Annotated in this window: 22 protein-coding genes; 14 read left to right on the plus strand and 8 right to left on the minus strand. The window is 67.9% G+C overall.

Going from position 1 to position 20,762, the window contains the following annotated elements; genetic code table 11:
- The first annotated feature begins 40 nt into the window (after positions 1 to 40).
- Both AC1REM_RS00495 and AC1REM_RS00500 read left to right on the plus strand, forming a co-directional pair.
- Complete coding sequence (locus AC1REM_RS00495; RefSeq protein ID WP_492512808.1) at positions 41 to 988, plus strand: DNA-3-methyladenine glycosylase family protein; 948 nt, start codon at positions 41 to 43, stop codon at positions 986 to 988.
- Positions 989 to 1,027: 39 nt separating this feature from the next.
- Positions 1,028 to 1,234, plus strand: a complete 207-nt coding sequence (locus tag AC1REM_RS00500) for a hypothetical protein (protein ID WP_492512809.1) — start codon at positions 1,028 to 1,030, stop codon at positions 1,232 to 1,234.
- A 38-nt stretch (positions 1,235 to 1,272) separates the two neighbouring features.
- On the opposite strand, the gene AC1REM_RS00505 is transcribed toward AC1REM_RS00500, so the two are convergent.
- The 4 genes from AC1REM_RS00505 to AC1REM_RS00520 form a co-directional block, all read right to left on the minus strand.
- Positions 1,273 to 2,031, minus strand: a complete 759-nt coding sequence (locus tag AC1REM_RS00505; protein ID WP_492512810.1) for an iron ABC transporter ATP-binding protein — start codon at positions 2,029 to 2,031, stop codon at positions 1,273 to 1,275.
- The gene (locus AC1REM_RS00510) at positions 2,028 to 3,080 is read right to left on the minus strand and encodes an iron chelate uptake ABC transporter family permease subunit (protein ID WP_492512811.1); all 1,053 of its coding nucleotides are present in this window, start codon (positions 3,078 to 3,080) and stop codon (positions 2,028 to 2,030) included. The genes AC1REM_RS00505 and AC1REM_RS00510 overlap by 4 nt, the downstream gene beginning before the upstream one ends.
- Positions 3,070 to 4,110, minus strand: coding sequence for an iron chelate uptake ABC transporter family permease subunit (locus AC1REM_RS00515; RefSeq protein WP_492512812.1), 1,041 nt, complete (start codon positions 4,108 to 4,110; stop codon positions 3,070 to 3,072). Before AC1REM_RS00515 ends, AC1REM_RS00510 begins: the two co-directional genes overlap by 11 nt.
- A gap of 82 nt (positions 4,111 to 4,192) precedes the next feature.
- Positions 4,193 to 5,179 carry an ABC transporter substrate-binding protein gene (locus AC1REM_RS00520; RefSeq protein ID WP_492512813.1) on the minus strand — a complete coding sequence of 329 codons (987 nt, stop codon included), beginning with the start codon at positions 5,177 to 5,179 and terminating at the stop codon, positions 4,193 to 4,195.
- A 96-nt stretch (positions 5,180 to 5,275) separates the two neighbouring features.
- Between AC1REM_RS00520 and AC1REM_RS00525 the strand changes: the two genes are divergently transcribed.
- From AC1REM_RS00525 to AC1REM_RS00535, 3 genes are read left to right on the plus strand one after another with little or no spacing between them, the layout of a single operon-like run.
- Complete coding sequence (locus AC1REM_RS00525) at positions 5,276 to 6,043, plus strand: siderophore-interacting protein (protein ID WP_492512814.1); 768 nt, start codon at positions 5,276 to 5,278, stop codon at positions 6,041 to 6,043.
- Positions 6,044 to 6,046: 3 nt separating this feature from the next.
- A complete protein-coding gene (locus AC1REM_RS00530) occupies positions 6,047 to 6,880 on the plus strand; it encodes an acyl-CoA thioester hydrolase/BAAT C-terminal domain-containing protein (RefSeq protein WP_492512815.1) in 834 nt (277 codons plus the stop codon).
- A 13-nt stretch (positions 6,881 to 6,893) separates the two neighbouring features.
- Positions 6,894 to 7,796, plus strand: a complete 903-nt coding sequence (locus AC1REM_RS00535; RefSeq protein ID WP_492512816.1) for a metallophosphoesterase family protein — start codon at positions 6,894 to 6,896, stop codon at positions 7,794 to 7,796.
- Here the strand turns inward: AC1REM_RS00535 and AC1REM_RS00540 are convergent.
- Positions 7,763 to 8,578 carry a GntR family transcriptional regulator gene (locus tag AC1REM_RS00540; RefSeq protein ID WP_492512817.1) on the minus strand — a complete coding sequence of 272 codons (816 nt, stop codon included), beginning with the start codon at positions 8,576 to 8,578 and terminating at the stop codon, positions 7,763 to 7,765. The two genes, AC1REM_RS00535 and AC1REM_RS00540, sit on opposite strands and share 34 nt — an antisense overlap.
- A 100-nt stretch (positions 8,579 to 8,678) precedes the next feature.
- Here AC1REM_RS00540 and AC1REM_RS00545 point away from each other — a divergent pair, with 100 nt between their 5' ends.
- The 6 genes from AC1REM_RS00545 to AC1REM_RS00570 are packed head-to-tail and all read left to right on the plus strand — an operon-like array spanning position 8,679 to position 14,392.
- Positions 8,679 to 10,175, plus strand: a complete 1,497-nt coding sequence (locus AC1REM_RS00545) for an ABC transporter substrate-binding protein (RefSeq protein ID WP_492512818.1) — start codon at positions 8,679 to 8,681, stop codon at positions 10,173 to 10,175.
- Position 10,176: 1 nt separating this feature from the next.
- Positions 10,177 to 11,193, plus strand: coding sequence for an ABC transporter permease (locus AC1REM_RS00550; RefSeq protein ID WP_492512819.1), 1,017 nt, complete (start codon positions 10,177 to 10,179; stop codon positions 11,191 to 11,193).
- The gene (locus tag AC1REM_RS00555; RefSeq protein ID WP_492512820.1) at positions 11,190 to 12,071 is read left to right on the plus strand and encodes an ABC transporter permease; all 882 of its coding nucleotides are present in this window, start codon (positions 11,190 to 11,192) and stop codon (positions 12,069 to 12,071) included. Before AC1REM_RS00550 ends, AC1REM_RS00555 begins: the two co-directional genes overlap by 4 nt.
- Entirely contained in the window at positions 12,068 to 12,874 is an 807-nt protein-coding gene (locus AC1REM_RS00560; protein ID WP_492512821.1) for an ABC transporter ATP-binding protein, read from the plus strand. The genes AC1REM_RS00555 and AC1REM_RS00560 overlap by 4 nt, the downstream gene beginning before the upstream one ends.
- Entirely contained in the window at positions 12,871 to 13,668 is a 798-nt protein-coding gene (locus AC1REM_RS00565) for an ABC transporter ATP-binding protein (RefSeq protein WP_492512822.1), read from the plus strand. Before AC1REM_RS00560 ends, AC1REM_RS00565 begins: the two co-directional genes overlap by 4 nt.
- A complete protein-coding gene (locus tag AC1REM_RS00570) occupies positions 13,658 to 14,392 on the plus strand; it encodes a tyrosine-protein phosphatase (protein ID WP_492512823.1) in 735 nt (244 codons plus the stop codon). The genes AC1REM_RS00565 and AC1REM_RS00570 overlap by 11 nt, the downstream gene beginning before the upstream one ends.
- 3 nt (positions 14,393 to 14,395) lie before the next feature.
- Here AC1REM_RS00570 and AC1REM_RS00575 read toward each other — a convergent pair whose 3' ends face one another.
- Together AC1REM_RS00575 and AC1REM_RS00580 are read right to left on the minus strand one after the other, a co-directional pair.
- On the minus strand, positions 14,396 to 15,856 hold the full coding sequence (locus AC1REM_RS00575; protein ID WP_492512824.1) for an MFS transporter: 1,461 nt from the start codon (positions 15,854 to 15,856) through the stop codon (positions 14,396 to 14,398).
- Between the two features lie 52 nt (positions 15,857 to 15,908).
- Complete coding sequence (locus AC1REM_RS00580; RefSeq protein ID WP_492512825.1) at positions 15,909 to 17,243, minus strand: M20/M25/M40 family metallo-hydrolase; 1,335 nt, start codon at positions 17,241 to 17,243, stop codon at positions 15,909 to 15,911.
- Positions 17,244 to 17,330: 87 nt separating this feature from the next.
- Between AC1REM_RS00580 and AC1REM_RS00585 the strand changes: the two genes are divergently transcribed.
- Together AC1REM_RS00585 and AC1REM_RS00590 are read left to right on the plus strand one after the other, a co-directional pair.
- A complete protein-coding gene (locus tag AC1REM_RS00585) occupies positions 17,331 to 18,134 on the plus strand; it encodes a MerR family transcriptional regulator (RefSeq protein WP_492512826.1) in 804 nt (267 codons plus the stop codon).
- A gap of 93 nt (positions 18,135 to 18,227) precedes the next feature.
- Positions 18,228 to 18,650 (plus strand): VOC family protein, encoded by a 423-nt coding sequence (locus tag AC1REM_RS00590; RefSeq protein ID WP_204938118.1) that lies wholly within the window; start codon positions 18,228 to 18,230, stop codon positions 18,648 to 18,650.
- A gap of 70 nt (positions 18,651 to 18,720) precedes the next feature.
- Here AC1REM_RS00590 and thrC read toward each other — a convergent pair whose 3' ends face one another.
- Complete coding sequence (gene thrC, locus AC1REM_RS00595) at positions 18,721 to 20,124, minus strand: threonine synthase (RefSeq protein ID WP_492512827.1); 1,404 nt, start codon at positions 20,122 to 20,124, stop codon at positions 18,721 to 18,723.
- A gap of 165 nt (positions 20,125 to 20,289) precedes the next feature.
- On the opposite strand from thrC, the gene AC1REM_RS00600 reads away from it, so the two are divergent.
- On the plus strand, positions 20,290 to 20,748 hold the full coding sequence (locus AC1REM_RS00600; protein WP_492512828.1) for a carboxymuconolactone decarboxylase family protein: 459 nt from the start codon (positions 20,290 to 20,292) through the stop codon (positions 20,746 to 20,748).
- The last annotated feature ends 14 nt before the right edge of the window (positions 20,749 to 20,762 follow it).

Below are 20,762 nucleotides of genomic sequence, written 5' to 3' on the forward strand. Positions count from 1 at the left end.
CGCCGCGGGCACTGTCGGATGCGGCACGTAGGCTGACGACATGTCGTCAGCCGTGCCCGCCGGACCGTCCCTCGGGGCGATGCGAGAGAGCACCTATCGGCCGCGGCATCAACTCGACCTGCTGCACACCGTCGGGATGCTGCGCCGCGGCCCCGGTGACCCCACCACCGTCATCGACGGCGGAGTGATCTGGCGGGCACTGCGCACTCCGCAGGGCGTCGCCACCCTCGCTCTTCGACAGATCGGCGGTGAGGTCCGGGCGAGCGCGTGGGGTGCTGGAGCGGAGTTCGCGCTGGACTCCGCGCCACGGCTGTGCGGCGCCGATGACGATCTCGCAGGGTTCGACGCGTCGTCGCATCCGCTGATCGCGGAGGCGCATCGGCGTAACCCCGGGCTGCGTCTGACGCGCACAGACGCCGTGTTCGACGCCCTCGCCTGCGCGGTGCTCGAGCAGAAGGTCACTGGCCTGCAGGCGTTTCGCGCATGGCGGGTGCTCGTGTCGTCGTTCGGCGCCCCCGCACCAGGACCGGCACCTCGTCCGATGTTCGCCGCCCCGACGCCCTCCGGCTGGCGCGCGATCCCGTCCTGGTCCTGGCATCGCGCCGGGGTGGAGCCGCCGCAGTCCCGCACGATCGTTCGCGTCGCCGAACGTGGCGATCGCATCGCCGCCGCCGCGCTCCGTGCCTCCGATGGCGAAGAGCGCGAGCGCGTCCTCACCAGCCTGCCCGGCATCGGCGCCTGGACGTCCGCGGAGACGCGCATCCGCGCATTGGGCGACCCCGATGCCGTGAGCGTCGGCGACTACCACCTCGCGCACGAGGTCGGCTACGCACTCACGGGTCACCGCACCGACGATGCCGGCATGCTCGAACTGCTCGCGCCCTGGGCAGGACACCGGCAGCGCGTTATCCGCCTCATCGGGCGCAGCAGGGTCAGCGAACCTCGCCGCGGACCGCGATTGGCGCCGGAGGATCACCGCGGACGCTGAGACACAGCGTCCCATGGCGGTGGGACCTAGGCTGAGGGCATGAAGCCTCGCTCACGCACCGGCATCCGTGTCGCCGGCACTGCCGGACTGCTCGTCGTCGCACTCGTCGTGGGATTCATCCTGCAGAACGTGTGGCTCGGTCTGCTGCTCGGCCTGCTCATCTGGCTCGGCTGGTTCTTCGGATTCGAGGCACGCCGAGACCACGCCTCCGGCGTCAACGACGACGATCACGGGATCGAGCTGTAACTCTCCATCGCCCTCGCGGGCGACCCCGGAAGCGGGACTCAGCGGTGGTAGGCCGCGAACTTGCCGTTCGGCCCCTCGATCACCGTGACGGGAGTGCGGAAGACCGCCGACAGGACGTCATCGCGGATGATCTCGTCCGGAGAGCCATGAACTGCGATCCGACCGTTCTCCATCGCAACGATGTAGTCGCTGTACGCGGCGGCGAAGTTGATGTCGTGCAGGACGATCACGATCGTGCGTCCGAGTTCATCCGCCGCCTTGCGCAGCTGCTGCATCATCTGCACGGAGTGCTGTGCGTCGAGGTTGTTGAGCGGCTCGTCGAGCAGCAGGTAATCGGTGTCCTGCGCGAGCACCATCGCGACGTAGGCGCGCTGCCGCTGCCCTCCAGAGAGCTCGTCGAGAAAGCGCTGCTCCAGATCGGTGAGGTTGAGGAAGTCGATCGCCTCAGAGATCTTGTCCTCGTCCAACTGCGTCAACCGGCCCCCGCTGTACGGGTATCGACCGAACCCGACGAGCTGGCGCACCGTGAGGCGGGTGACGAAGTGATTCTCTTGACGCAGGATCGAGACGGTCCTCGCGACCTGATTGCTGGGCGTCTTGTGCACGTCGAGACCGTTCACCTCGACGGTGCCCGCATCGGGGCTGAGGAGGCGCCCGATCATCGTCAGCAGCGTGGACTTGCCGGCGCCGTTCGGCCCGACGAGCGCAACGATCCCCCCAGCAGGGAGATCGAGCGTGACAGGCCCGATCTGCACATCGTTGCTGTAGCGCTTGACGACGTCGGACAGACGAATCACAGTCGGCCTCTCTTCAGAACCACGAACAGGAACACAAGACCGCCGACGAGTTCGACGATCACGGTCACGGTGTCGACCAGCGGCAGCACATGACGCAGAAGGAAGTACGCACCACCCAGAACCACGTACCCCAGAAGCCAGGCCACCGGCAGTACCCGGCGGTGGTCGTAGGTGTCGGTGATGGAGTACGCGATGGTCGCCACCAGGAAGCCCAGGAAGGTCATCGGGCCGACCAGCGACGTGCTCATGGCCATGAGCAGAGTCACGAGTGTCAGCACGAGCATGACCTGGCGCTTGTGGTTCATGCCGAGGTTCGTGCTGATGTCGCTGCCGAGCGCGATCACGTTCAGTCGACCGGCGAGCAGCCAGATGCCGAGTGAGACCAGCACGACGACCGGCACGACAAACCACAGATACTCGGTGTTGGCGTTGCCGACGTTGCCGAACATCCGGGCGCGGAGCACGTCGAACTCGTTCGGATCCAGCATCCGCTGCAGGAAGGTCGCGAGCGTGCCCAACCCGGTGCCGATGATGATGCCGACGAGAAGCATGATGTGAAGGTTGCCGAGGCGTCCGGAGAACAGCCAACTGTAGAGCATCACGGCGAACAGCACCATCGCGGCGACCTGCACGAGGAACTGGACGAAGCCGTTGATCTCGGCCAGGCCGCTCACGCCGAAGAAGAAGACCACGGAGGTCTGGATCAGCACGTACAGCGACTCGAACCCCATGATCGATGGGGTGAGGATGCGGTTGTTCGTAGCGGTCTGGAAGGCCACCGTCGCGAACGACTGGCAGAGCGTCACGACGGCGATCACGATGAGAGTGTCGGCGCGCATCCCCGACACTCGCCACCACTTCTCGCTGAAGGGGACTTGCGAGTTGCCCCAGCTGAGCATGAGCACGGTGAGTGCGAGCGCGCCCACGATGAGCGCGCCGAGGATCAGCAGGTAGCGTCTGCGATGCTGTGGCGAGGTGAAGGCGCCCAGCTGGCGCGAGGACGCTGACCTCACGGCGTTCGTCCGCGGGCTCATGAGGTCAACCGACATTGCTCCTCCTGAGTCGCAAGAGCAGCAGCACGAAGACGACCGAGCCGACGACGCCGAGAACGAGAGAGACCGGGATCTCGAAAGGCATGATGACGACGCGTCCGATGATGTCGCAGACCGTGACGACCCAGATTCCGGTGAGGAACACCCACGGGATGTTCGTGCGCAGGTTGTCGCCTCGGAACATCGAGACGATGTTCGGCACGATCAGTCCCAAGAAGGGAAGCGCCCCGATCACGACGGTCACGACGCCCGTGACGACGGAGACGAGTCCGACACCGAGCAGGACGACACGCTCGTAGTTGAGACCGATGTTCGTCGCGACGTCTTTTCCGAGGCCGGCCACGGTGAACCGGTCAGCGACGATCACGACGACGACCGCGACGACCGCGACGATCCACAACGGCTCGTACCGGCCCACTTCGATGCCGGTGAAGCGCCCAGCGAACCAGGCGCCGAGGGTCTGCAGCAGGTCGTACTGGATCGCGATGAAGGTGGAGATGGCGCTGATCACGGCGCCGAACATGATGCCGACGATCGGCACGATGAGCGAAGACCGCAGCGTCACGCGGCGCAGGAAGGCGAAGAAGATCATGGTGCCGATGAACGCGAAGACGATCGCGATGGCCATGCGCAGCATGATCGGCGGCGTCGGCAGCAGGAGGTAGGTGAGAAGGAGTCCGAGCCCCGCCCACTCGGTCGTACCCACCGTTGTCGGCTCGACGAAGCGGTTCTGGGTCATCAGTTGCATGATGAGCCCGGCCATCGCCATGCTCGCCCCTGCCAGCACGAGCGCGATCGTGCGGGGGATGCGGGTGATCCAGGTGAACTCGGCTCCGGCACCACCTGCGGTGATGTCGGCGACACCCACGAACACCGAAAGGGTGAGGAGCGCGAGGGTGAGGATGATGCCGATCGCAAGAGGGAGGCTGCGGCGCCACCAGGGCCGCGGGGTCGACGAAACCGGTCGACGAGTCGACAGTGCGTCGACATTCGTCACGCGCGGTCTCAGCGGGGCGGGCGAACCCATTGAGCGGAACCCTTCCGTTCAGCGGACAGGCGTGTCGCCACGATCTCGCAGGAGATCGTGGCGACACACGTCTCTGTCGATGTTACGACTGTGCCTTGAAGGACTTGGCCAGACCGTCGAGCACCGTCGTGTACGCGATGATGTCCTCGGTCAGGTAGAAGTCAGCGGGCATCACGTAGATGGCCTTGTTCTGCACGGCGGGGACATTCGCGAGAGCTGCGGAGCTGTTGATGAGCTCGAGCGCCGGGGACGACTCGCTGTCGGCGAAGGCCGCCTCGCGGTCGAGGACGAGGAAGAAGGCGGCGTTCGCCTCGGCGATGGCCTCGATCGAGATGTCGTCACCCTGGTGGTTGGCCGAGCCTTCCGTCTCCAGCGCGGGGGTCAGACCGACGAGCTCGAAGAAGATGCTCGAACCACGGCCGTCGACCGGGCTCGAGTAGCGGATCTCGTTGCCGCTCGTGACAAGGCCCATGACGGTGACCTTGGGGTCGTAGGCGTCCTTGGCGGCCTTGACTGCGGTGTGGAACTCGTCGATGACGGCCTCGGCCTCGGCCTCCTTGTTGAAGACCTCGCCCAGGAGGGTCACGCTCTCGACGAGGTACTCGTCGACGCTCAGCTCATCATTGGTCATGTCGACGAAGGCGGCGTCCGGTGCCGACTTCTGCATGTCCGCTGCGTGGCCCTGGTAGCGGTAGCCGTTCACGATGAGGTCGGGGTCAGCCTCGACGACCTTCTCGAAGTCGGGCTCGCTGTGGGTGCCGAGGTCGAGGATGCTCTCGTCCTCCTTGAGCGGGTTGTTCGCGCTCATGAGGGCACGGGGCGCGGCCGACAGCTCGACGCCCCAGTCGGAGACCAGCTGGAAGAGACGGTTGTCGGTGACGACGACGCTGTCTGCGCTCTCGATCGTGACTTCGTTGCCTGCCATGTCCGTCACGGTGACGGGGTAGTAGTCCGCGGCGGCGGTCGGCGCGACCTCGGCAGGAGCCGCAGTCTGAGCGCTGCAGCCTGCCAGCGCGAGGATGGCGACCGCTCCGACAGCAAGCGTCTTCGCGATTTTGGACGTAGTCATAGAGAGATTTCCGTTCTGCTGTGGGATGGTGCGCGAGTTGCGCGAAGGGAAGGCCCCAGCGCCGCGGCCTTCCGGAAGATAGGTTAGCCTAACTTTATGACTGACGTAACTCTCGGCTTCGCGATCGAACGCCAGGGCCTCGATCTCCGCTTCCGCTCCACGACGCTGACGTCGCGGGAATGGCTCGCCCCGAACTTCGTCCGCGTGCGTCTCTCCGGCGATGAGCTCGAAGGCTTCACCTCCCTCGGCGCCGACGACCACATGCGCCTGTTCTTCGCCGATCACGAGGTCGAGACCGTCGAAGAGATGCGTGGGTTCCCGAGCCGCGAGTACACCCCCCTCGCCTGGGGCGAGAACTGGCTCGACGTCGAGTTCGTGGTGCATGGCGACCTCGGCGTGGCGGGCCCCTGGGCCGCATCCGCTCCCCTCGGATCGATCGTGGGCGTCGGAGGCCCCCGAGGATCCGCCGTGATCACCGGCCAGCCCGGATCCTGGCTCCTGGTCGGTGACGAGACTGCGATCCCGGCGATCCGCCGTTTCGCCGCACAGATCCCCGCCGGCACCCCGGCACGCATCGTGATCGAGACCCGCACCGCTTCCGACGAGGTCGCCATCGATGCGCCTGTCGACGTCGAGTGGCTTCACCGCGGCGATGCCCTGGAGGGTTCGGCGCTGATCGCCTTCCTCGATGGCCTCGGCCCCGACGAGCGCGTCGGGGAAGATCCCTTCTGCTTCATCGCCGCCGAGCAGGCGATCGTGAAGCCGGGCCGCGCGCTGCTGGAGCGCTGGGGCGTCGACGTCAGCAAGGCGGTCGTCAAGGGCTACTGGAAGCGCGACGAAGCCGAGTACCACGCACCGCACTGATCCATGCGCCCCCTCTCGGATGCGGATCGGCACGATGCGATCCCCGCGCAGGCCACCGGAACAGCCGTGCTGCTTCTGGCTGGTTCGAGCGGACGCATCGAGCGCGAGCGCGCCGAGATGCTGGCGGATCGGGGCGCCCGTGTCGCCGCCATCCGCTGGTTCGGCGGAGACGGGCAACGCCCAGCCCCGCATGAGGTGCCGATCGAGCTGTTCATCGCTGAGCTCGACGGGCTGCGCGCGGATGCGGATCATCTCGCCATCGTCGGCACCTCCTTCGGCGGCGAGGCCGCGCTCGTCACCGCGACACTGACACCAGTCGATGCGGTCATCGCGATCGCACCGAGCAGCGTCGTCTGGGGCGGCCTGCACGATGAGGAGTGGTCCTCGCATTGGACGTTCCGTGGTGCCCCGCTTCCGTGGGTGGCCTTCGACCCGTCCTGGTCTCCGAGCACCGACCCGCCTTCCTTCCGAGGGCTGTACGAACAGAGCCTGCGCCTCGCGCCCTCCGCGACCGCTGCGGCACGGATCCGCGCCGAGGAGATCACCGGAGAGGTCCTCCTCATCGCCGGCGGCGACGATCACGTCTGGCCCAGCGAGCGATTCGCGTGGGAGATCGAACAGGCCCGCGCCGCCGCTGGTCACCGCACCACGGTGATCGCGCATCCGCACGCCGGGCACCGGCTGCTGCTTCCCGGAGAGGCACCCACCGAGGGCGGCATCCGCATGGCACGCGGTGGACGGGCGGACGCGGATGCCGAGCTCGGGCAGCGGGCGTGGCCCGAGCTTCTCCGCATTCTGCGACTGCGGGACGGTCTCCCGCCGTTCACCTCGGAGTGATACTCCTGCTGACATGACCCGTCTGCGCATCCTGCACCTCACCGACACCCATCTGTATGGCGACGCCCGCCGCCACTACGACGTGGTCGACACGCGCTCGCACCTCATCCGGGCCCTCGCGCACGTCGCGCATCTGCGCTTCGACCTCGTGGTGTGCTCCGGGGATGTCAGCGAGGACGGCAGCACCGCCTCCTACCGCTGGCTGCGCGAGACCCTTGAGCCCTGGGCGCACGAGCGCGGAGCACGCACCGTCTATGCGATGGGCAACCACGACCGTCGCGAGGCTTTCCGCGAGGTGCTCGGCGGTGGCCAGCCCGACGCCGACGAGGCAGTGCTGGCCGGCACCGACCCACAGCGCCCCGTCGCCTCCGCGGCGATCGTCGACGGCTGGCGGACGATCGTGCTCGACAGCTCGATCCCGATGCGCGGCTACGGATCGATCGAGCCCGAACAGCGCGAGTTCCTGCGCGGGTACCTGGCGACGCCCGCCCCGCTGGGCACGGTGCTCGTGATCCATCACCCTCCGATCGACGCACAGACCGAGCTACTGCAGGCGCTCGCGCTCGACGAGGCCGATGGTCTGGCGCTCATCGAGGACCTGCGCGGGTCCGACGTCCGGGTGATCCTCAGTGGGCACTATCACCTCCCGCTGATCGAGACGGTCGCGGGAATCCCTGTCGTCGTCGCCCCTGGCGTGGCCAACATCGCCCGCTCCTTCGACGATCCACGCGAGGAGTCGGCGATCGACGGATACGGCGGCGCGGTCATCGACATCCGCGGCGAGCGCGTGCGCGTCGCCCCATTCCTGGAGCGAATGAGCGATGACGTCGAGGTGTTCCGCTTTCCGGCCGAGATCGTCGCCCGGATCATCGATACGGCAGGTCAGCCCTCCACGCGCGTCGGCTCGGTGTCGTAGCGCAGGACGAACTTCGCCTCGTCCCCCCGGAGGCGGCGACGCACGTAGAACACGGGCCGCCCGGTGTCGTCGGCGGACACTCCGTCGCGCACGAGCAGCGCGGTCCCCGTCGGCACGCCGAGAGTCTCCGCGTCATCAAAGTCAGCCCCGATCGCACTGAACGCCCGCCACAGATAGCCGAGCTGCAGCCCGAACCCGTCGGCGAACGCCCGCACCACCAGCGCATGCTCGGCGACCAGCCCGTCCACATCCGCCCAGCGCGCATCGAACCAGTAGCTGTTGGCGATCCAGCGCCTTCCGTCGCGCACCATGACGGTATCGAGGCGGTGCAGGCGCTCGGCGGGCACGCCGAGATGCGCGGATGCCTCGTCGGCAAGCGGGCCCGTCGCCGCTCCGGATCCCAGGATGAGCTCGTCGACTGTGCGCACGGGCCGCGCGGAGCGATGCAGGGCATGCCCGTCGAAGGCATCCGCCGTCGCATCCGATTCCTGGCGCAGCGATGGAACGCTCGCGACGATCTCGACGAGATCAGGCGGCGACATCACGAAAGTGCCGACTCCGCGACGGATCTCCACGGCGCCGAGGCGCTGCAGCTCGATGACCGCCTGACGCAGTGTCAGCCGTGTCACGCCGAAGCGCGCGGCGAGCTCTGCCTCGTTGGGCAGCCGCTCCCCCGGTGCGAGCTCGCCGGACTGGATCTGCTCCCACAGTGCGGTCGCAATGCGCCGATACGCGGGCACACCCGTGCCCGTACGGACATGCGCACTTCGCCGATCGTTCACCTGACACTCCTCATTTCGACACTGTCGATCCGTAGACATATAGACGTCTCGATCACAGCCGCGGCGAATCTCACACGATCCCGCAACAGAAAGGTATGCCATGCGCAGAAAGATTGCGTCCACAGCCCTCATCCTCGGCGGACTGCTGCTCGCCGGCTGCGCCACGGCGCCCGGCGCCGGCACTTCCGAATCCGCGACTCCGCAGATCATCGACATTCGCGTGGGGCTGGAGCCGACGAGCCTCGACGTGACGACCACGTCCGGGGCGGGACTCGTGCAGGTCATGCGCGGCAATGTCTACGAGGGGCTCGTGGGACTCAGCGAGGACCTCGAGATCCTCCCCGCGCTCGCCTCTGACTGGGAGATCTCGGAGGACGGTCTGACCTACACCTTCACGGTGCGCGAAGGTGTGACGTTCCACGATGGCACGCCGATGACGATCGATGACGTCGTCGCGTCGCTGACGGCATCCAGTGCTGAGGGCTCCATGAACCCGGACGCCAAGCGCATGGGCTCGGTCGCCTCGGTCGAGGCCACCGACGAGACCACGCTCGTCATCACCCTCTCGCAGCGCGACATCAACTTCCTCGAGTCCTTGACGACCTCTGCGGGCTACGTCGTGCCCGCAGCGTCGTCGGTCGACCTGGCCTCCGCCACCAACGGCACGGGCCCGTACACCCTCGACCAGTGGAACCGCGGCTCCACTCTCGCGCTCGAACCGTTCGACGGCTACTGGGGCGAGGCGCCCCTGAACGACGGCGTCGTCTTCCACTACATCGCCGACGAGACCACCGCCGCCACCGCCCTGCAGAGCGGTGAGGTCGACATCCTCGCCGGCGTCACCGCGGAGACCGCCGAGTTGCTGCGCGGCGCCGACGAATTCCAGGTGGTCGAGGGCGACTCCACGAGCTGGATGACCCTCGGGTTCAACCACAGCTTCGCGCCCCTCGCCGACCAGCGTGTCCGTCAGGCGCTGCGCCAGGCCATCGACAAGGAAGAGCTCATCGAGGTCATCGGGGGCCAGGCACTCGAGGTCGGCACGATCACCGTCCCGACAGACGCCTGGCACGTCGACGCCACGGACTCCGCCCCCTACGACCCGGCCGCCGCGCGGAAGCTCCTCGCCGAGGCGGGGCAGGAGAACCTGAACCTCACGCTCACGGTCTCGAACACCTACGACACGATCATCACCGAGTTCATCGCCGCCGAACTCGCCGAGGTCGGCGTGACCGTCACGATCGACACCGTCGAGTTCGCCACCTGGCTCGAAGACGTCTACACCAACAAGGACTTCGAACTGACGATGGTGCTCCACGTCGACCCGGCGACGATCACCTACTACGGAAACCCCGGCTACTACTGGAGCTACGACAACACCGAGGCGCAGGCGCTCGTCACCGATGCACGCCAAGCGGCGACTCCCGAGGTGCGCGACGAGAAGTTGCGCGCGGTCGCCGAACTGGTCGCGAAGGACTCCGCGAGCGACTGGCTCTACTCGCCGCAGACCGTGGTGGTCGCAGGCAAGGACCTCACCGGATTCCCGGTCGACCGCATCTCGAACAACTTCCGGGTGAGCGGCATCACCGTCGCCGAGTGACATGACCACGACAGCACCCCTGCCGGTGCGGACGCCCGCCGGACACGGATCCTCCCGTGTCCGGCGGGTCGCCGCCGAACTCCTGAACGAAGCCGTCGTCCTGCTCACCTCCCTGCTCGCCGCGAGTGTGGTGATCTTCGCACTTCTGGCCGTGCTCCCCGGCGACCAGGCCGCAGTGATGGGCGGGATGGATGCCACACCCGAGCAGCTCGAGGCACTGCGGACGCAACTCGGCCTCGACCGCCCGCTCTGGCTGCGCTACCTCGACTGGATCGGCGGAGTCCTCGGAGGCGATCTCGGCACCTCGGCGCTCGATGGGCGCCCCGTCGCCGCCGAACTCGGCGAGAAGCTCCAGGTCACCATTCCCCTCGGCCTCCTCGCGTTGGTGCTGAGCGTTGTGATCGCCGTTCCCCTCGGCGTGATCGCCGCCGTGTACCGCGAGTCGGCCCTCGGCCGTTCCATCGCCGCGCTCAGCCAGCTCTCCGCCGCCGTGCCGACCTTCGTGCTCGGCCTGCTTCTCGTCGTGCTCGTCGCGCTTCCCACGCGCCTCTTTCCGGTACAAGGCTTCCCCGCTGACCGCTGGGCTGATCCCGGCGAGGCGCTGCGCGCGCTCATCCTGCCGGCGACCGCGATCGCGATCGGCCAGGCCGCGGTGCTCGTGCGCTTCGTACGCAGCGCCACGATCGACGTGCTGATGAAGGAGTGGGTGCGCACCGGGCTCGCCCAGGGATGGCCACTGCGCGCAGTGCTGTTGCGCCAGGGCCTACGCAATGCGGCCCTTCCCCTCCTCGGTGTGCTGGGACTGGAGATCGCCGGGATCCTGATGGGATCCGTGATCGTCGAGCAGCTGTTCGCGCTCCCCGGAGTCGGTGGAATGATCCTCGCCGATGTCGGCAACCGCGACATCGTGTCGATCCAGGGCACGCTGTTCGTGCTCACTGCACTGGTCATGATCTCGACCGTCACGCTCACCGCGCTCTCGCGCGTGCTCGATCCCCGTATCCGGAGGACCTCATGATCGCTCGCTTTCTCCGACACCCGCTCGGAGTCGCCGGGCTCGTGCTCGTCGGCATCCCGCTGCTGGCGGCTCTCGTCTCCCTCGTCTGGGCGCCCTACGATCCGACCGCCTTCGCGCCGGCCGACCGTTGGCTCGCTCCCTCGCCGGCCCATCTCCTCGGCACCGACGCCGGCGGGCGAGACCTGTTCAGCGTCCTCCTCGTCGGCGCGCAGTCCACGATGCTCGCAACGGTCCTCGCGACCCTCATCGCCGTCGTCATCGGGCTCCCTCTCGCGATGGCCGCGGCACTCGCCTCCCGTCGACTCGGACTCCTGCTGGAGCGCGGCATCGACATCGCGATCGCCTTCCCGACCCTCGTGCTCGCGATCATCCTGGTGACCTCCTATGGGGCGAGCCTGTGGGTGTCGTCGCTCGCGATCGGCCTCGGCGGGGCGGTCGTGATCGCTCGCACGATGCTGCCCGAACTGCGCGGGGCGATGGCGAGCCCCTACGTCACGCTCGCCACCGCGGGTGGTGTCGGGGTCATCGGCATCCTGTGGCGGCACGTGCTCCCGAACACGGCGCCCACGCTGTTCATCCGGGCGACGCAGCTGCTCTCCGTCGCCGCCCTCGCCGAAGCCGGCCTCTCCTACCTCGGTTTCGGCACTCCACCGCCCACCCCGTCCTGGGGGCGCACGCTGGCCGACCTCCAGTCTCAGGTGCTTGTGCGCCCGGAGGTGCTGATCGCTCCGAGCCTTGCCATCACGACGCTCGTGATCGGATTCGCACTCCTCGGCGATGCGCTCCGCGACGCGCTCGAACCCGACCAGGCACGGCGCCCCTCGCGCTCACAGCGCGTTTCCACCACTTCCGCGTCAATAGAGAAGGTGCCCGCATGACACTGCTCGACATCCGCAACCTCACGATCCGCATCGACGGACGCACCGTCGTCGACGATGTCTCGTTCACGGTCGCTTCCGGGGAGCGCGTAGGCCTCATCGGCGAGTCCGGCTCGGGAAAGTCCCTCACGAGCATGGCGATCCTCGGGCTGCGCCCACCGCGCGGTGAGATCCTCGGCAGCGTGCGGGTCGATGGCACCGAAACCGTCGGTGCGGATACCGCGACGATCCGCGGACTGCGTGGCCGGACGGTCGGCTGCATCTTCCAGGAGCCGCAGAGCGCGCTCGACCCGCTTCTGCCGATCCACAGGCACCTCGTCGCCCCGCTGCGCGCGCACGGGATGCTCCATCGCGGAACGGGCCGCGAGACGGCCATCCGCCTCGCGGAGAGCGTCGGGCTGCCCGATGCCGACCAGCTTGTGCGTCGCTACCCGCACGAGCTCTCCGGAGGGCAGCGGCAGCGCGTCATGATCGCCATGGCGATGTCGACATCGCCGCGCCTGCTGCTCGCCGACGAGCCCACGACGGCACTCGATGTGACCGTGCAGGCGCGCGTGCTGCGCCTGATGTCACACCTCGTCGAGAGCAGCGGCGCCGGCAGCCTGCTCGTGACGCACGACATGGCGGTCGCCGCTTCGCAATGCGATCGGATCGTGGTCATGCAGGCCGGGCGGATCATCGAGGAAGGCACCCCCGATGCGCTCATCCGTGCACCCCGCACGAGCTATACCGCCGAGCTGATCGACGCCGCCTACTCCACCAGCTGGCAGCCGAGTCGCCTCCTCGAGGCGGTGCCGGCGTGACGACCGAGCTGTTCCGCGCCGAGGGCATCGGCATGACGTACCCGGGGATGACCCAACCGGCTCTGCACGGCGTAGACCTTCGGATCGACGCAGGACGCCATCTCGGCATCATCGGGGAATCGGGGTCGGGCAAGTCCACGCTGGCCCGCATCCTGCTCGGCCTCCAGCGCGCCACGACCGGCACCGTGACGTACCGCGGAGTCCCCGTGCCCGCAGGGCGCGGTCGGGCAGCCCGCGACTTCCGCCGACGGGTGCAGGTCGTGTTGCAGGATCCCTTCGCATCGCTGAACCCGCGCATGCCGATCGGACGGATCATCGCCGAGCCGGTCCGCGCGCTCCGTCCGGAGTGGGACGCGCACGACCGTGCCACGGAGATGATCGCCGCGGTCGAGCTGCCGGCGGATGTCGCCGAGCGCCTTCCCCGCGAGCTCTCCGGCGGGCAGCGGCAGCGCGTCGCGATCGCACGCGCTCTCGCAGTGCGTCCGGAGGTCGTGATCGCCGATGAGCCCGTCAGCGCACTCGATGTGTCGGTGCGCGCACATGTCCTGCGCCTCCTGCGCCGACTGGCGGCGCACGAAGACCTCACGATCATCGCCGTCTCCCATGACCTCGGCATCATCGATGGGCTGTGCGCGGATGCGATCGTCATGACACAGGGGCGCATCGTCGAGCAGGGATCCGTCGTCGACGTGCTCGAGCACCCCCGCCACCCCTACACCCGCGAGCTGATCGCGAGCGTGCCGATGCTGCCGCCGCGAGCCCCGAACGACCGAGGAGCGCACCATGGCGCCTGACCGACTGATCACGTCTGCTCCCCTGCACAACCTCCGCCCGGTGGGCGGCCTGCCGACCAGGACGGGAGAGATCGTGCGCGACGATCTCATCTGGCGTTCGGCGGCCCCGCTCTCGCGCCGCACCCCCGCCAGTGAGGCGTTGGTCGCGCTGGGCGTTCGCGCCGTCGTCGACCTGCGCGACGCCCGCGAACGCGCCTCCACTCCGGGAGCATGGCAGCATCCCACGCTTCGGTCCCGCCCGATGCCGGTCTTCGAGGACCGACTGCATGAGATCCGCTTCGCTGACCTCACGGAGCTCTACGCCGTGATGATCGACGAGAGCGGTGCGGCCCTTGCCCGCGCCTTCGCCGCCGTCAGCGAGCACGCCGCCAGCGGCGTGCTCATCCACTGCACGGCCGGGAAAGATCGCACAGGTGTGCTGAGCGCACTGGTGCTCGACGCGCTCGGCGTCGAGCGAGCGCTCGTGCTCGACGACTTCGCGCAGTCGCAGCAGCGCCTCGGCCCGTCGTACCTGGCCGAGCTGTTCGCCGATGTCGATGCGGCATCGCTTCCGGGTATCGCCGCGCATCGGGCGACGGCCTCGCCTCCGGAACTGCTGGAGGGCGCCTTCGCGCGCATCGACGGTGAATGGGGAGGAAGCACCGCCTATCTGCGTGCGCACGGCCTCGACGAGGACGCCATCCCGCGCCTGCGCACCCTCATGGGCGTGCAGGCTGAGGCCTGAGGATCAGGGAGCCGCGACGACCTCGTCCTCGGACGCCGCGGCCCGGTCCGTGAACGCCTGCTTCGGCACGAAGACGAGCAGCGCGGCCGCGGCGAGCGCCGTCACGCCGCAGACGATCCACACCGTGAAGTACCCCGAGAGCGACCCCGCGGTGCCCTCCGCGACAGCGCCGCCCACGCCCTGCAGGAGGGCGATGCCGAAGATGCAGGATGCGATCGCACCGCCGACCGTCTTCACGGAGTTCGTGAGCCCCGTCGCGACCCCGGTCTGCGTGGCCGGGGCCGCGGATGCCGCAGCCGCAGGAAGCGCCGCGACGAGCGCACCGGATCCGAGGCCGACGATGACCATGTTGGTCACGAGCTGCAGATACGTGTCGTGGAACGGCAGGAACAGCAGGAAGCCCACACCCACGAGCACCGAGGCGCCCATGAGCGTCAGGCGCGGCGCCGTGCGCCGTGCGATCCCGGGGAACAGCAGCGCACCCGTGATCATCGCGATCAGGTAGATGCCGATGATGAGCGACGTCGCGAAGCCTGTGGTGCCGAGGCCGTAGCCGTACACGGTCGGGTCGGTGCGCGCGAAGGTCGACAGCGGCGCCTGGGCGCCGAGCACGCTGACGCCGAAGAGGCCGGCCGTGAGGAAGACCGGGCCGAGCGCCGGGGAGCGGAACATCCGCACGTCGATGAGCGGATCGGCGTGACGCAGTTCCCAGAGCACGAACGGCACGATGAGCGCGAGTCCGAGGACCACGACGCCCCACGACCAGGGGTTCTCAAGCCCGCCTTCGAGGCGCAGCATCCCGAGGCCGCCCGTGAAGCAGATGAGCGCCAACGAGATCAGCACGAGGCCCACGGTGTCGAAGATGCCACCCGTGGGCTCGGGCGATTCCTTCACCCCGAACAGGATGACGAAGAAGCAGACGACGACGAGCAGGGCCGGGATGAGCAGCACGACCGTCAGCGGCAGCACATCGATCAGCGCGCCTCCGACGAGCGCGCCGATGATCGCACCGCCTTCGAGAGCGGCGACCAGCAGACCAGCGGCACGTGCCGTGATGAGCGAACGGCCCTCCATGCGTCGCGAGCGCGACCAGATCAGCGCGATCTCCAGAGGCAGCCACACGACGTAGAAGCCCATGAGCGCCCACGCCACGAGGAACACCGCGAAGGAGTCGGTGAACGGCAGCACGAGTGCCGCCGCCGCCGTGAGCGCGGTGGAGATCAGCAGCATCCGCTTGTGGCCGATCATGTCGCCGAGCTTCGCGAATGCGGGAACGACGAGGGCCGAGAGCATGAGCTGCGCGCCTTCGAGCCAGTTCACGTCAGCATCATGGATGCCCAGGTGCCGTGCGATGTCGGTGAGCATGGGCGTGTAGTAGCCCTGCAGCACGCCGCTGGTGAACTCCACGAAGGCCAGGAAGCCGACGACGGCGGCGAGAGTGCCCAGTGCTGCGGTGCGCGTCATTGCGCCTCCTCGTTCGGTGAGGTGGAGAGGTACCCGTCGGGTACGGGTGCGATCACTGTATCCGCTGCAGGAGTGCGCGGTGAAAACGCTCGCCGCTCTCCAGCGCCGCGATCTCGACGCTCTCGTCGACACCGTGGATCGATGCGCGCTGCGCATTCGACATCTCCAGCGGCGCGAAGCGGTAGACCGCGGGTGCGTAGCGGTGGAAATGACGAGAGTCGGTCGCAGCCATCATGACGTAGGGCACCGCCGGAACGCCGGGGTGCGACACGGCGAGCGCATCGGCGATGAGCGAGAACTGCGCGTTGTCGGTCGCGGACTCGGGCGAAGGCTCGCTGCCTTCGACGACCTCGACGACGACAAGGGGGTCGCGGATGCGGCGGCGCACGCGCTCTGCGACGCCTTCGACCGTCTCGCCCAGGGCGATGCGCAGGTTGACGGTCGCGGATGCCTGCGAGGGAAGCACATTCGCGGCGGTTCCGCCGGCGAGCATCGTCGCCGCGACCGTCGTGCGCACCATGGCCGCGGGTTCTCCGCCCATCGCCGCGAACACCCGCGCGGTGAGCGGTCGCACGGCGCCCAGGGTCTTCAGCAGGAACCGCGCCGCCCCAGGGGTCTCCGCAGCGAGGACCGTGAGCATACGCGCGATGCCCCTCGGCGTGCGGGCGGGGAAGGTGCCGGGGGTCAGGCGGTTGACGGCCCGTGCCACGCGACCGACAGCCGTCAGCGAAGGCGGCGCGGAGGCGTGTCCGCCGTCGCCGCGGGCCGACAGGCGCAGCGTGAGCACGCCCTTCTCGCCGACGCCGATCATCGCCGCGCGACCGGGCACGAACGACAAAGGCGCCGTGACGACAGCACCGCCCTCGTCGATCACGAGCCAGGGCACGATGCCGCGTTCGCGCATCACCCTCGCGATCTCCTCCGCCGCCTTGCCGTAGGTCTCTTCATTGCCGCCGAACGAGAGGTAGACATCCTGCGCCGGGGTGTAGCCGTCGGCGAGGAGGTTCTCGACGGCCTCGATCACGACGATCAGGGGCCCCTTGTCGTCGAGCGCCCCGCGCCCGTAGACCGAGCCGTCGGCGATCCTGCCTTCGAAGGGCGGATACGTCCAGTCATCGCTCTCGTCGACGGGGACGACGTCGTAGTGCGCCATGAGCACGACCGGACGCTCGGCGGATGCGCCCTTCCATTGGTACAGCAGCCCGAGATCCGTGTGCCGCTCGAAAGTGAGAGTGTCGTGCACATGCGGATAGAGCTCGGCCAGCAGCGCGACGAAACCGTCGAAGGGCTCCTGCCCTCGCTCCTCGATCTCGGCGGAGACCGTGGGCAACTGAATCATGCGCGAGAGGCGCTCGGCGATACCGGGGCGCACGGTCGGGGTGGTCATGGCGCCATGCTATCGAGGGCGGGCGACGCGCACGCATCCGGAACCGCGGTTGACTCTCACACTGTGTCATCGTCGAGTGTGACCTTCATGCACACCATCGGAGAGTTCGCAGGTCTCGGGCACGTGACCCCGCGGATGCTGCGCCACTATGACGCGATCGGGCTCCTCGCCCCCGCACACGTCGACGACCGGACCGGGTATCGCCGCTACGCGATCACGCAGCTGCCAGATCTGCTGCGGATCACGCAACTGCGCGACGTGGGCTGCTCGCTCGATGACGTCGCTCGCGTCCTGACGGCGCAGGACCCGTCCGCGGAGCTGGAGCGGACGCTTCATCACCAGCGCAGGATGCTGCTCGACACGATCGCCGCCGAATCGGCGCGAGTCGACCGTCTCGATGCGCACCTGCGCCGACTGCAGGGAGAGACCATGACAGAGATCGAGTTCCGCCGCGTCGAGGAAGTGACCGTCTACGCCGCTTCGGGGATCGCACCGGGCGGAGAGAATGTGGGCAGCGTCGTCAACCAGACCCTGCCCGCGCTGCGCAGGGCGTTGGACGACGCGGGTGTCGAGTACCTCGAGCCGGGCGTCTTCTGGTACGAATCGGTCGAAGGCACAGACGATCTGCGCGTCTGGATGTCATGGATCGCCGGGGACGACGTCCGTGACGATGAGGGATGGGAGGTCGTCACCCTGGCCCCCATCGAGCGGGCGGCCGTGCTGGCGTACCGCGGAGACATGGCAGGCATCGGCGACGCCTGGAACGCACTGGCCCAGGGCATCCTCGACGCCGGCGCCGAGCCGGTCGGTCAGTGTCGAGAGATCTATCTCGAAAGCGAACCGCTTCCCGAATCGGAATGGCTCACCGAACTCGTGCAGCCCGTGCGCTGACGCACGAAGATGCCTTGCGGATGTCGGGGGCCAGGCGCAGACTGAGCGTGCAGCGCGGACGGACGGCCCGTTCCCCACGCAAAAGGAGCAGCGATGGCGCATCTCAATCCGTATCTGTCCTTCAAAGACAACGCACGTGAGGCGATGGAGTTCTACCACTCCGTGCTGGGCGGCGAGCTGACCGTCAGCAGGTTCGGCGACATGCCGGAGTCCGGTGTCGCACCGGGCGAGGAAGACCTCGTGATGCATGCGCAGATCAACGCCGAAGGCGGGCTCGTCCTCATGGCGTCCGACACTCCGACGGGCATGAACTACGCGACGCCGCAGGGCATGTCCGTCTCGCTCAGCGGCGATGATCCGGAGACCGATCGACTGCGGGCGGCCTGGAACGGCCTCAGCGAAGGCGGCACCGTTCTGATGCCGCTCGATCCCGCCCCCTGGGGCGGTCTGTTCGGCATGATGGTCGACCGTTTCGGCATCACCTGGATGGTCGCCGTCAACCCGTCGTTCGCCTGACGCCCGTCATCAACAGCCCCGGCCGGGGCGTCCACGCCGTGGGCGCCTCGGTCGGAACGGCGGTTGGTCGTCAGCGCAGCGCGTTGGCCTCGACGAACGCGCGCAGCGCCTGCTCGTCGTCGGCCATCTCGGTGACGAACTGCGGAGCGTCGAGCATCGCACGCACCTCGTCGGAGTAGTCGAGTTCGACGCCGATCGCCTCCTGGATCGTCTCCGCGAACTTCTCCGGCTTGGCCGTCTCGAGCACGAGCATCGGAACACCCGACTCGACGTACTCGCGGGCGACCTTCACGCCATCTGCGGTGTGCGGGTCGATGATCTCGCCGGTGGTCTCGTAGACCGAGCGGATCGTCGCCAGACGGTCGGCATGGGTCGAGGTGCCGCTGACGATGCCGAACTCGTCTTCGAAGCGTCCGAGATCGGCGGTGAAGTCGAAGAAGCCCTGCTCGTCGAGGTCGCGCCATGCGGCGACGACCTTGGTCGCGTCACGGCCCACGAGATCGAAGATGAAGCGCTCGAGGTTCGAGGCCTTGGAGATGTCCATCGAGGGGCTGGAGGTCGCGAGGGTCTGAGCAGCACTGCGCGGACGGTAGATGCCCGTGCGGAAGAACTCGTCGAGCACGTTGTTCTCGTTCGCGGCGAGCACGAGTCGACGGATCGGCAGCCCCATCTGCTTGGCGAAGAAGCCAGAGAGGATGTTGCCGAAGTTGCCCGAGGGCACCGTGAACGAAAGCTCCGTCCAGCCGCCGGCATCGGTTGCCCGCAGCCAGGCCCAGAAGTAGTAGACGACCTGAGCCGTGATGCGGGCCAGGTTGATCGAGTTGACCGCGCCGAGGTGCTGGGCGCGTTTGAAGTCGAGGTCGCCGGCGAGTGCCTTGACGAGATTCTGGCAGTCGTCGAACACGCCCTCGACGGCGATGTTGTGCACGTTCGCGTCATCGAGCGAGAACATCTGCGCACGCTGGAAGGCGCTCATCCGCCCCTGCGGCGACAGCATGAAGACAGCGACGCGCTCTTTGCCGCGCAGCGCATGCTCTGCCGCGGATCCGGTGTCGCCGGATGTCGCGCCGACGATGTTCAGCACGGAGTCCTTGCGCTCCAGCGTGTACTCGAGCACCTGACCGAGGAACTGCATCGCCATGTCTTTGAACGCCAGCGTCGGACCTTCAGAGAGACCGACGAGGGTGATGCCATCACCGATCGGACGCAACGGAACGACTTCTTCCGGGAACGACGCGTACGCAGCCTCCGTCATGCGCGCCAGGTCTGCGCGCGGGATATCCGTCGCGAACAAGCCGAGAACCTCGGCCGCGAGCTGCGGATAGGTCAGCGCGCGCCAGCGCTCGAGCGTCTCACCGTCGACCTCAGGCATCACCTCGGGAACGGCGAGTCCACCGTCTGGGGCGAGACCCTCCAGGAGGGTTTCGCTGAAAGGCTGCGGCTGCATGCCGCCACGGGTGGAGATGAACTGCACGGTGACTCCTCGGCTCGATACTCGGGCGCCTCCATTCTCGCAGGGCGCGGCGCGCCCGGACGACGGCATGACGGATGTCGCACGACCACAGTTGTCACACTTCACCCCTGGCATCCGACATCTTCATGAACGCACCCACCGCGGGTGCCGAAAGGAAGACCCGCCATGACGAGAATCTCGATCGGACAGACCAACAAGCTCGGCTACGCGGCCGTGATCGGCATGGAGGCCTACGCGCGCAAGACTGTGCCCGTCGACCTGCTGGAGCTTCTCAAGCTTCGCGCCTCGATCCTCAACGGCTGCGGGTTCTGCGTCGACATGCACGCGACGGCGGGACTGAAGCACCGGATCCCCCGTCGCAAGCTGCACGCCGTCGGTGCGTGGCGTCACGCGAAGGCCCTGTTCACAGAGCGCGAGCTCGCCGTGCTCGCGCTGACCGACGCACTCACCCTCCTCGCGCCCGACGGAGTGAGCGACGACGTCTGGCAGGAAGCGGCGCGCCATTTCGACGACGGCGAGCTGGGCGCTCTCGTTCTCGCGATCTCGACGATCAACGTGTGGAACCGCATCGCGATCGCGACCGAGATGCAGCCGCCGATCGATGAGAAGAACCCGATCGCGTGAGGTGCCGACTACGG

The sequence above is a fragment of the Microbacterium sp. GW823-FHT02G05 genome (assembly GCF_058797175.1).

What these genes read in the sequence shown, in the direction of transcription:
- AC1REM_RS00535 (WP_492512816.1), top strand. Translation starts at nt 6,894, where the DNA reads ATGACCCGTCTGCGCATCCTGCACCTCACCGACACCCATCTGTATGGC.
- AC1REM_RS00500 (WP_492512809.1), top strand. Translation starts at nt 1,028, where the DNA reads ATGAAGCCTCGCTCACGCACCGGCATCCGTGTCGCCGGCACTGCCGGA.
- AC1REM_RS00580 (WP_492512825.1), bottom strand. Translation starts at nt 17,243, where the DNA reads ATGACCACCCCGACCGTGCGCCCCGGTATCGCCGAGCGCCTCTCGCGC.
- AC1REM_RS00570 (WP_492512823.1), top strand. Translation starts at nt 13,658, where the DNA reads ATGGCGCCTGACCGACTGATCACGTCTGCTCCCCTGCACAACCTCCGC.
- AC1REM_RS00510 (WP_492512811.1), bottom strand. Translation starts at nt 3,080, where the DNA reads ATGTCGGTTGACCTCATGAGCCCGCGGACGAACGCCGTGAGGTCAGCG.
- AC1REM_RS00560 (WP_492512821.1), top strand. Translation starts at nt 12,068, where the DNA reads ATGACACTGCTCGACATCCGCAACCTCACGATCCGCATCGACGGACGC.
- AC1REM_RS00525 (WP_492512814.1), top strand. Translation starts at nt 5,276, where the DNA reads ATGACTGACGTAACTCTCGGCTTCGCGATCGAACGCCAGGGCCTCGAT.
- AC1REM_RS00590 (WP_204938118.1), top strand. Translation starts at nt 18,228, where the DNA reads ATGGCGCATCTCAATCCGTATCTGTCCTTCAAAGACAACGCACGTGAG.
- AC1REM_RS00600 (WP_492512828.1), top strand. Translation starts at nt 20,290, where the DNA reads ATGACGAGAATCTCGATCGGACAGACCAACAAGCTCGGCTACGCGGCC.
- AC1REM_RS00550 (WP_492512819.1), top strand. Translation starts at nt 10,177, where the DNA reads ATGACCACGACAGCACCCCTGCCGGTGCGGACGCCCGCCGGACACGGA.
- AC1REM_RS00555 (WP_492512820.1), top strand. Translation starts at nt 11,190, where the DNA reads ATGATCGCTCGCTTTCTCCGACACCCGCTCGGAGTCGCCGGGCTCGTG.
- AC1REM_RS00495 (WP_492512808.1), top strand. Translation starts at nt 41, where the DNA reads ATGTCGTCAGCCGTGCCCGCCGGACCGTCCCTCGGGGCGATGCGAGAG.
- AC1REM_RS00515 (WP_492512812.1), bottom strand. Translation starts at nt 4,110, where the DNA reads ATGGGTTCGCCCGCCCCGCTGAGACCGCGCGTGACGAATGTCGACGCA.
- AC1REM_RS00520 (WP_492512813.1), bottom strand. Translation starts at nt 5,179, where the DNA reads ATGACTACGTCCAAAATCGCGAAGACGCTTGCTGTCGGAGCGGTCGCC.
- AC1REM_RS00585 (WP_492512826.1), top strand. Translation starts at nt 17,331, where the DNA reads ATGCACACCATCGGAGAGTTCGCAGGTCTCGGGCACGTGACCCCGCGG.
- AC1REM_RS00575 (WP_492512824.1), bottom strand. Translation starts at nt 15,856, where the DNA reads ATGACGCGCACCGCAGCACTGGGCACTCTCGCCGCCGTCGTCGGCTTC.
- AC1REM_RS00545 (WP_492512818.1), top strand. Translation starts at nt 8,679, where the DNA reads ATGCGCAGAAAGATTGCGTCCACAGCCCTCATCCTCGGCGGACTGCTG.
- AC1REM_RS00530 (WP_492512815.1), top strand. Translation starts at nt 6,047, where the DNA reads ATGCGCCCCCTCTCGGATGCGGATCGGCACGATGCGATCCCCGCGCAG.